Origin of the sequence: Moorena bouillonii PNG (genome assembly GCF_001942495.1) — a bacterium.
GTDB lineage: Bacteria > Cyanobacteriota > Cyanobacteriia > Cyanobacteriales > Coleofasciculaceae > Moorena > Moorena bouillonii.
In genome coordinates this window covers 4554031-4563313 of record NZ_MKZS01000001.1, presented here as the reverse complement: position 1 = coordinate 4563313, position 9283 = coordinate 4554031, and the positions used below count along the sequence as shown (strand labels likewise).

Below are 9283 nucleotides of genomic sequence, written 5' to 3'. Positions count from 1 at the left end.
TATCCAGGTTGGATAGTTGACTATTCACATGAGCCAGATAGGTAGAATCATTGATGGTTTCTGGGGATAATCTTCCTCTTTTAATAGCACTAGCTACTAGGTCTTTGGCGGTAATTCTCTTGGTTTTTACAGCGGTGATGAAACTAGCATTACTGGGGATACCTTGCTCAGCAAAGTAACCTTGATAACCGAGATAGACCAGGTTAAAGGGTTGAACTTCGACAATATTGTTACGGCTGGTAGTAGAGTTGGCAGCGATTTCTGATGCTAAGACGGGAGTGGTAGCGGTAGCAATCAATAAAGTGCCTAAACTGCCAAGTACGAGACGTTTCATGTTTGTTTCTCCTAAGATTGATTAGCTTAATTACTGCTTTTATTTAATTACTAGAATGTAGGTCTTAACTTAGGTAAGCATTCAACTGATAACTGACCGCTAAATGCTTACCTAAGTATTAATCATTATCCAGGTTGGATAGTTGACTATTCACATGAGCCAGATAGGTAGAATCATTGATAGTTTCTGGGGATAATCTTCCTCTTTTAATAGCACTGGCTACTAGGTCTTTGGCAGTAATTCTCTTGGTTTTTACAGCGCTGATGAAACTAGCATTACTGGGAATACCTTGCTCAGCAAAGTAACCTTGATAACCGAGATAGACCAGGTTAAACGGTTGAACTTCGACAATATTGTTACGGCTGGTAGTAGAATTGGCAGCGATTTCTGATGCTAAAACGGGAGTGGTAGCGGTAGCAATCAATAAAGTTCCTAAACTGCCAAGTACGATACCTTTCATGTTTGTTTCTCCTGGGGTTGATTTGGTTAACTGCTTTCCTGTAATTACTAGAATGCAGGTCTTAACTGAGGAGGCAGTGACCCTTAACTGAGAATTTGATAAGGTCTTGCTAAGGAAACTGAATTTACATTAAAGGGAGTCTGAGGTCAGAAGTCAGAAGTCAGAAGTCAGAAGTCAAACGCTTGCGCTTACTTAGGTTTGAGCTTTGTTGTCACCTCGTGAGAAAATAAGCTGACGGCACCTCAAGTAGCGTGAGCTTTTAGCTCACGGCTGTTCGCGTAGCGTGGCCAAAGGCCTTCGGCTGACGGCTGATGGCACCTCAAGTAGCGTGCGCTTCGCGCATATACTTACTTTCTTTGGCAGCACCAAAGAATAATGCCTACAGGAGTTGCTAAGATCACTCCTACTAGGAGATGAATTACTATATCTATAAAACTGTAGCCCAAATAACTGGGAAGATTAGCTTCTTGGTAAGCTGATGAGATTTCCTTGGTAGGATGGGTAGCAACTTGGGACGAAATACCGCTAACGGCTAAACCGGTACCGACTACGGTAACTACTAGTTCTAAGTTTTGTTCCCGTTTTTGGGCAGCAGCTTCATTAGCTTGTAAGGTTTTCTGTAAAATGCGATCGCTTTCTGCTTGCTTAACCTCGATCATGCCCCGAATCGTGGCAGTCATCTGCTCAAATAAATGTTGAGTAGGTCTAAGGTAGTTGAGGTCTACTTGAATCTGAGTGTGAGATTGCTTGCAGGTGCGGTCAAGGAAGGTTTGTAGAAATCCCAGGTCATCCTTGGGCAAACTCAATGCTTTAATGTTCTGCTTTCCAAGCTGTGGGTGTCTGGTTCATTTGCTAGAGTCTGATGGTTTTTGCTCCTTAGTAGCTTCGGGAGTAGTTTCGCCAAAACTTTCCCGCATCTGGTTTTTGATGAGTGTTTTGTAGTCTTTGGGTTGAGGTTTGGGATTGGATTCAGCTGGACCCTGTTGTTCTCCAGGTATTGAACCAAACATGCTATCTAGTTTAGCACTTAAAGCCGTAAAAATGTCAGGGTATTTTGTGCACCAATAATAGATGGTATCTAAGAGGGATGCAACATCTTCTGGAAAGGTGTCTATTTGTTCCTTTAAATCAACTCTACTCTCTTCTAAAAAAATCTCACGGGGTGACAACAAAGCTCAAACCTAGATAGGTGTTAGGTTTTAGGTTTTAGGTATTGGGTAAAATGAGCGCATCGGTGTCATTTGTATTTCCCAGCAATTGAAGCAATTTTCACGCATACTTTGTCAATGATAGTTTTAATCAATCCATCCCGCCAGGGCAATTTTACCTAACACCTAACCCCATTAACCTAACCCCTGTAAGATTTTAAAGAGCGCTTGTCACCCCCTGAGGTAGAATGTGCTATCACTAGCCGCAGTTGCTTCCAGATATCTGAAATCTTGGCTTTCTCATGCCAGCTGCGCAGCATCCCTAAAAAGTCTTCTATTACTTCGGGGTAGGGAAAAACTCGATCGACTTCATCCAATGCTAAGACTAGGGGACAATCTATTTCTGCCAGTAAATACTCTTCAAAATAGACTGTGCAGTTATCGTTACTACCCAAAATCTCTGTATCCCAATAATCATTTAACTGATTGTCTAACTTTAACTGCCGACCAACTTTCAAACAGAGCCAGCGTAGGAATTTATCTAAATCCGTTAAAATGGCTCGGTCTACACTATTCAAATCTAAATACACCGTTTGAAAATCCTGGGATTGAGCATGAGCTAGAATCCTCATCATTAAGGAGGTTTTTCCCATTAGCTTTGGTGCTTTAATCTGAATCAGGGAACCAGGCATAATAACGGTATCGTAACAGAGAGATTCGATGCTGTCTCGGTCCACATAAAGAGGTGAATCCAGGGCCACCCAACCCGACGGAAATGGTAGCGTTGTTAGGGGCTCAGATGGTTGCTGCTCTCTATTAGTGCTAACTGATTTACTTTGACACTTTTTCCATGCTCTTTTCAGTGCTTGTTTGAAACTATTTTTGGTAACCCTTTCTCCTAAGGCTTCTGACAGCTTATTCCATAATTTGTTGCCGATATCTTTGTTAAGATACTCAGCACTGTAGCCATACCTATTGGCGATCTGCTCATAGGTTTTCCCTTCCCAGGAACCCTGAAGTACTTTGGTTTCAATGTCACTGAGATGTTTGCCTGTATTTTTGAAGACAACTTGATCAGCAGACTCTTTTGCTTGTATCCAAGCTAACTCTGATTCTGAGTCTACTCCAGAGACTACACTCAGAACTGGACGGGAGGGGTAAAACTCATCAAATTCTTGAGCAATCATGTCAGTAAAAATGTTTTGGGAATATTAGGGCAAGGCAAGAGGCAAACGTTGAGGTAGGGTGGGCAGTGGCTAGCAAAGCGATTGTCAGCTTTTCAATTGGTCTTATCCACTGCCCACCCTACGGCTCACTACGGCTCACTCTATGCTATGAGGTACAAATAGATCCCCCTAAATCCCCCTTATCAAGGGGGACTTTGAGGTTTAGAAGCGTACCTCATAAATCCTATAAACGCTATAAATAGTATTTTAGACACACTTATCCTGCCTGAGATATCAACAATGGAAGAACTAAAAAATAGAGTTGCATTAATTACTGGTGCTAGTTCTGGTATTGGTCGAGCAACGGCGATCGCCTTTGCCAAAGAAGGTGCAAAAGTTGTGGTTGCTGCCCGTCGAAGTAAAGAAGGAGAAGAAACCGTTGAGTTAATCAAACAAGTAGGTGGAGAAGGGATTTTTATCCAAACTGATGTCACTCAAGAAGAACAGGTTAAGAATTTAGTCGAAAAAACTGTTGAAATCTATGGTCATCTTGATTGTGCTTTTAATAATGCTGGTTTCGCTGTAGGAAATCCAATTACCGAAGAAACAGTAGAAAATTATGACCAAGTCTTTAATGTCAATGTTAAAGGGGTATTTTTATCTCTGAAATACGAACTATCCTATATGTTAAATCATGGAGGGGGAGCAATTGTTAATTGTGCTTCTATTCTAGGTTTGGTTGCTTTATCACCAATATCTCTGTATACCGCTAGTAAACACGCAGTATTAGGCTTAACTAAAACAGCGGCTTTAGAGGTGGCACAGTCTAACATTCGTGTTAATGCCGTATGTCCCGGTGTAATTGACACAGACATGGCTCGTCCTTTCTTCCCTATTCCTTTCTATCAAGAGTTTATAAAAAAACATCCTATGGGTCGAGTAGGCAGAGAAGAAGAAGTTGCCAATGCTGTCGTTTTTCTGTGTTCAGATAAAGCATCTTTTATTACAGGAGAATTTTTAGCTGTAGATGGAGGGTTTCTCGCTCAATAGATGTAGGAGTCGTAAGCATTCAGCTTAAGCGCTACGCGCACGCTACGCGAACAGCGGTCAGCTATCAGCGGTCAGCTATCAGCTATCAGCTATCAGCTATCAGCTATCAGCGGTCAGCTATCAGCTATCAGCCATTGGCTGTAGGCCACGCTACTTGAGGTGCTTTTGAATAAAATAAGCTGACCACTGACCACTGACCGCTGACCGCTGACCACTGACGTCAGCTATCAGCTTTTAGCTTTTTAATAAAACAGGTAAGCATTCGTTTAATCTCTGTTACGTCTGCTGCCAGGGATTCATAGTCTTGGGCTTTGAGTAAGTTAAGATCGTGAGCCAGTAACAGGTGATATTCAAGTTCACTGGCTGAACCCATAGCAATTTGAAGAAAACGGGCTAGTTCGGCTTTTCCGGTTCTACCACATCCCTCGGCAATATTGGCAGGGATTGAAGCGCAAGAGCGGCGGATTTGGCTTGTCAACCCATACAGTTCTTCCTTGGGAAATACTTGGGTTGCCCTATAGACAGATAACGTAAGCTTATGGGCTTTTCCCCAGACTTTCAATTCTCTAAAATCTCTCAATATTATATTCTCCCCTTTGTGCATAAGCTGATAGCTGATATAGCAATCCTAAATCATTTGTAAAATCAGCCAAATCTGGAATCGTTGCTGGGCAAGGGTTATAGCTATCACTTTAGCCAATATATTTCACGAATCATTTAGGACTGCTATAACTGATAACTGATAGCTGACCACTGACCACTGACTGCTGATGGCTTACATTCATTCTTCTTCATCTGACTGCTCTGACGGAGGCAAAAGTATGGGATTCCCTTGATATTCCGCTGCTTTATCCGTAGGTAAACGACGCACTAAATCAAATTGGATTAATTTATCTAAAATCGGTAAAACTTGACTGAACTGTTGAGTTTTAAGACGCTTGAGGTCATCCATAGTGACGTTTTCATCGGATAGCACCCCTTTTTCTAAAACTAAGTCAAGCACATAGTAATCTTCAGGAGTTAATTCTGACTGACCGCGCAGTTTCTGACTGACATACTCTAAACCTTGCTGAAAGACGTCTGGTGTAATCTTTTCTGCTTTCAGGTCCGCTGCTTTCAGTAATACATAACTACCAATGCGATTAAACCAACGGGGTATCCCCTGGGAATGTGCGCACAGATTTCTAGCAGTTTCTAGAGTGAAGGGATGAACCGCATCAGGATTAGTTTCATCTTTGTTGGTTTTGTTAATCCGGGCGCTAGCGAGATAGTTAATTAACATTTGATAAGTGGTGGGTTGGTCTAATGCTTTAATCTCTAATGCTAAATCAAATAACCCTCGTTCGGAGATCAACAAATCCCGAGTCAACCCGGAAGGATGCCCAGTCAAAATAAACCAAGCATCACCTTTGAGCATGCCTTGAGCATCGTGCAATAGTTGACGCACCTTAGCTGGGTCTTGTTTATCTAAATCATCGATAGCAATCACCACACGACTATACTTTTCCAGCGCTCTTTCCAATAAGTCTTGAAAGGTGAGAGTGGGAAACTTTGGGGCATTAACCGGTTTAGCTTCCGCTTCAATACTTCCCCCAAACCCGGCGAATTTGGCATCAAACTTAGTCTTGGTTTTGCGAGTCGATTCACTCATCAATCCCATGTTGTTTAACAGTTGTTGCGCCCACTCATCCTCTGGCATATGTCGGGCTAGGGCAATCAAAGCAGCGGTTGCTAAATCAGTTTCAAAGGGTAGACTAATATAGGTAGCGAGAGTATCTTTACTTTTTCGTTGTAAGACGCTCAATACTTCTAAAATAAATGCTGTTTTACCAATCCCAACGGGACCGTAGACTAATATCCGCTTCCGTTCGCGACCCCGCAACAAATTAAATATCGTCCTTAACTCCTGGGTGCGACCTGTAAAAACTTTATCTAGGTTTGACCCCAAGCTAGAAGCACTTTCAGAAAAAGGAATGTCTTTAAGATTCCAGCTAGTAAAAATTTCGTCGGTTTCATCCCAAAGTTTATCGGCTTCACTCATGGCTATGGCTTCGCTTTAATTTTATTAATAACTTGGAGCAGTTGTTGAATATTATCAATTCCTTGCTTATCCTTAATTGTATGACAAATTTCATAAGCTTGGGTTAGTTCTTGTCTAGCATCGTCGATAAATCCAATGGAAATCATCAGCATGCCTAATCCCGTTTTGCAGATAGCGATTCCTGGTTGATTATTGAGATGATTGTAGATGCGGAGAGCGTCCCGGTAATTCATCCGGGCTTTGTCTAGGTTCATGATTAAATGATGGGTGCGGGCAATGTGGTATACTGAATCTGCAAGGGCTTCTAGGTTTTCGGTGTGACGATAGATCGGGAGACTTTGCTCTAAACGGGATAATCCATCATACCAGCTTCCTTGTTGAACCAGCAGTTTACCAATATTACGTTGGAGGTCTGCCCAATCTTCGGGAAACGCTTCACGGGTGTAGAACTCTGAAGCCTTTTGATAGCATGCGATCGCTTTTTCCAGATTCTCTGCACTATTTCCTAGTATTCGCTTACTGTAGGTATTACCCAGGTTATATTGAACAATTGCCCAATTTTCGGGAAAGTATGGTTTAGTAAGAACGGATAATGCTAGTTGGAATGCTTCTATGGCGAGTTCAAAATTATCAGCTTTATCTTCATTGATGCTGTCACTGTAGGCATAGCCCAGGTTATATTGAGTCATTGCCCACTTTTCGGGGAAGTCTTGTTTGGTATAAACGGACAAAGCTAGTTGAAATGCTTCTATGGCGAGTTCAAAATTATCAGCTTTATCTCCACTGATTCTGTAAATGTAGGCGATGCCCAGGTTATTTTGAATCCTTGCCCAATATTGGGGGAAATCTTCTTTGATATAAACGGACAAAGCTAGTTGGTATGCTTCAATGGCTTTTTCGAGATTATCAGCCTGATCTCCACGGATTCTGTTACTGTAGGCAAGACCCAGGATAGCTTGAGTACTTGCCCAATATTGGGAGAAATTTTGTTTGGTGATAACTGACAAAGCTAGTTGGAATGCTTCGATCGCAAGTTCAAGATTATCAGCTTTATCTCCATGGATTCTATTACTGTAGGCATAGCCCAGGTTATTTTGAGTCCTTGCCCAATCTTCGGGAAAGTCTGATTTGGTATAAACGGACAAAGCTAGTTGAAATGCTTCTATGGCGAGTTCAAAATTATCAGCTTTATCTCCACTGATTCTGTAAATGTAGGCGATGCCCAGGTTATTTTGAATCCTTGCCCAATATTGGGGGAAATCTTCTTTGATATAAACGGACAAAGCTAGTTGGTATGCTTCAATGGCTTTTTCGAGATTATCAGCCTGATCTCCACGGATTCTGTTACTGTAGGCAAGACCCAGGATAGCTTGAGTGCTTGCCCAATATTGGGAGAAATTTTGTTTGGTGATAACTGACAAAGCTAGTTGGAATGCTTCGATCGCAAGTTCAAGATTATCAGCTTTATCTCCATGGATTCTATTACTGTAGGCATAGCCCAGGTTATTTTGAGTCCTTGCCCAATCTTCGGGAAAGTCTGATTTGGTATAAACGGACAAAGCTAGTTGGTATGCTTCTATGGAAATTTCGAGATTATCAGCTTTATCTCCATTGATTCTGTCACTGTAGGCATAGCCCAGGTTATTTTGAGTCCTTGCCCAAGTTTCCGGGTTACTTTCACGGTTTATAACTGTTAGTATTATTTCGTAACCAGCAATGGTAATTTCGATGTTATTGGCTTTATTGCCGAGGTAAAAATTCTTAAAAAGGATGCTAAATTTACCAAGAAATTTAGCAATACTTTCTGCTGTTTCTGGTTCCAATTCTGATAGTTTAGCACTTGCCCAATTTTTCAGGATATCGATAAAGTTATCATCCAGTTTATCTAGGTTTGCTTCCAGGAGTGGGTAGACTACTTTGGGGTCGCCATTGCTGTCGGCAGTTCCTCGCAATACCTCCATCAAGAAGTCCAGATAGTCTTGGGATGAAGCATTAACTAAAGTAGGGGATTTTAAAAATATCTCTAAAAGCTCACTCCTGAGACTAGCTAAAAATTCAGCAGCGTTTTGGTTGCCATCGGCTGCTAGTTTTTCTGCTTCTTGTGCCATTAGCTGCAATAACTCTGCATCCATTAACTCGCGGTTGCTCTCAATAATTTTAACTACTTCACCGCTGGGACAAGTTAGCAGTTGCTGGATCAGGTTGAGGTATGCTTGTCTTCTTTGTTCGTCCATTTTTACTTACCCCTATGCCCTACTTCCTACTCTTTTCCCCCCTTTTTTTAGGCGTTCCTGAATTAAGGAATAAATGCGCGATTATCTGGTTTTATTAAAGCCCCCTAAATCCCCCAACTTTGGGGGACTTTAAGAGTTTTGTTCCCCCCAGAATTGGGGGGCTAGGGGGGCGGAAACATACCCATAATCAGCAACGCCGGGTTAGGGGGGATCAAAACTCCCATTAATAACTTCTATAAGTATAGCAATCAATAAAAAAAATCGGTCAAGCTCAGATAAACCCTAATACTTGACCGAATTATAGTGTGTAAACATCAACAAGGACAGCTAAGCTGCACGTAAACCAAATAACTCCTGACTGATTAATTGTACATTATTCCCGAGTTAGTCAGCAACTGCTGGAAAGCAACAACATACTAACTCATGCTTCATCCTGATTTATACCCCTCCCCAAAAAAAACTTTCATTCTTCATTCTTCATTCTTCATTCTTAATTCTACATTCTTCATTCTTCATTCCTGGTCGCCAGGGCGTGGCCCTGGCAAATTACTATCCTAGTCTAGGTAAAAATTTCGAATCAAAGTCACCATAACCTCACCAGGCTTTCCGGTCGGCTCGGGAGTGCTCCATTCCTCTGGATAAGCGTATTTAAGAGAATAGATGGCAATAATTGTTTTCCGAACTTGTTCAGGATAACCGACCAAGATGTGCTTGACTTTCTTAGGTTTGCGACCTTGGTTTTCAGGGTTTTGATTGTCATCAGGGTTTGACGGAAAGTTTGTACTCATTAATCGTTATTGGTTTAAAGTGTTTACATTATTAATATATTAACTTATTAACTCTTTGTCAA

General features: G+C 41.6%; 10 protein-coding genes. 1 reads left to right on the top strand and 9 read right to left on the bottom strand.

The window, feature by feature from the left end:
* The 5 genes from BJP37_RS18495 to BJP37_RS18475 form a co-directional block, all read right to left on the bottom strand.
* Nucleotides 1-334, bottom strand: a 334-nt coding sequence (locus BJP37_RS18495; RefSeq protein WP_075900920.1) for a hypothetical protein, incomplete at its 3' end; no start/stop codon positions are given.
* Between the two features lie 118 nt (nt 335-452).
* Nucleotides 453-794 (bottom strand): hypothetical protein, encoded by a 342-nt coding sequence (locus BJP37_RS18490; RefSeq protein ID WP_075900918.1) that lies wholly within the window; start codon nt 792-794, stop codon nt 453-455.
* Nucleotides 795-1141: 347 nt separating this feature from the next.
* Nucleotides 1142-1600: a hypothetical protein gene (locus BJP37_RS18485; RefSeq protein WP_075900916.1), complete on the bottom strand. Its 459-nt coding sequence runs from the start codon at nt 1598-1600 to the stop codon at nt 1142-1144.
* Nucleotides 1601-1639: 39 nt separating this feature from the next.
* The gene (locus BJP37_RS18480) at nt 1640-1966 is read right to left on the bottom strand and encodes a hypothetical protein (RefSeq protein WP_143727677.1); all 327 of its coding nucleotides are present in this window, start codon (nt 1964-1966) and stop codon (nt 1640-1642) included.
* A gap of 176 nt (nt 1967-2142) precedes the next feature.
* Complete coding sequence (locus BJP37_RS18475) at nt 2143-3129, bottom strand: AAA-like domain-containing protein (protein WP_229415356.1); 987 nt, start codon at nt 3127-3129, stop codon at nt 2143-2145.
* 279 nt (nt 3130-3408) lie between these two features.
* Between BJP37_RS18475 and BJP37_RS18470 the strand changes: the two genes are divergently transcribed.
* Nucleotides 3409-4158, top strand: coding sequence for an SDR family oxidoreductase (locus BJP37_RS18470; RefSeq protein WP_075900912.1), 750 nt, complete (start codon nt 3409-3411; stop codon nt 4156-4158).
* 220 nt (nt 4159-4378) lie between these two features.
* On the opposite strand, the gene BJP37_RS18465 is transcribed toward BJP37_RS18470, so the two are convergent.
* The 4 genes from BJP37_RS18465 to BJP37_RS18450 all read right to left on the bottom strand — a co-directional run bounded on the left by BJP37_RS18465 (nt 4379) and on the right by BJP37_RS18450 (nt 9221).
* Nucleotides 4379-4738, bottom strand: coding sequence for a four helix bundle protein (locus BJP37_RS18465; protein ID WP_070396494.1), 360 nt, complete (start codon nt 4736-4738; stop codon nt 4379-4381).
* A 201-nt stretch (nt 4739-4939) separates the two neighbouring features.
* Complete coding sequence (locus BJP37_RS18460; RefSeq protein WP_075900910.1) at nt 4940-6199, bottom strand: ATP-binding protein; 1260 nt, start codon at nt 6197-6199, stop codon at nt 4940-4942.
* Nucleotides 6200-6201: 2 nt separating this feature from the next.
* Nucleotides 6202-8433 carry a tetratricopeptide repeat protein gene (locus BJP37_RS18455; RefSeq protein WP_075900908.1) on the bottom strand — a complete coding sequence of 744 codons (2232 nt, stop codon included), beginning with the start codon at nt 8431-8433 and terminating at the stop codon, nt 6202-6204.
* Between the two features lie 554 nt (nt 8434-8987).
* Nucleotides 8988-9221 (bottom strand): hypothetical protein, encoded by a 234-nt coding sequence (locus tag BJP37_RS18450; RefSeq protein WP_075900906.1) that lies wholly within the window; start codon nt 9219-9221, stop codon nt 8988-8990.
* Nucleotides 9222-9283: the final 62 nt, after the last annotated feature.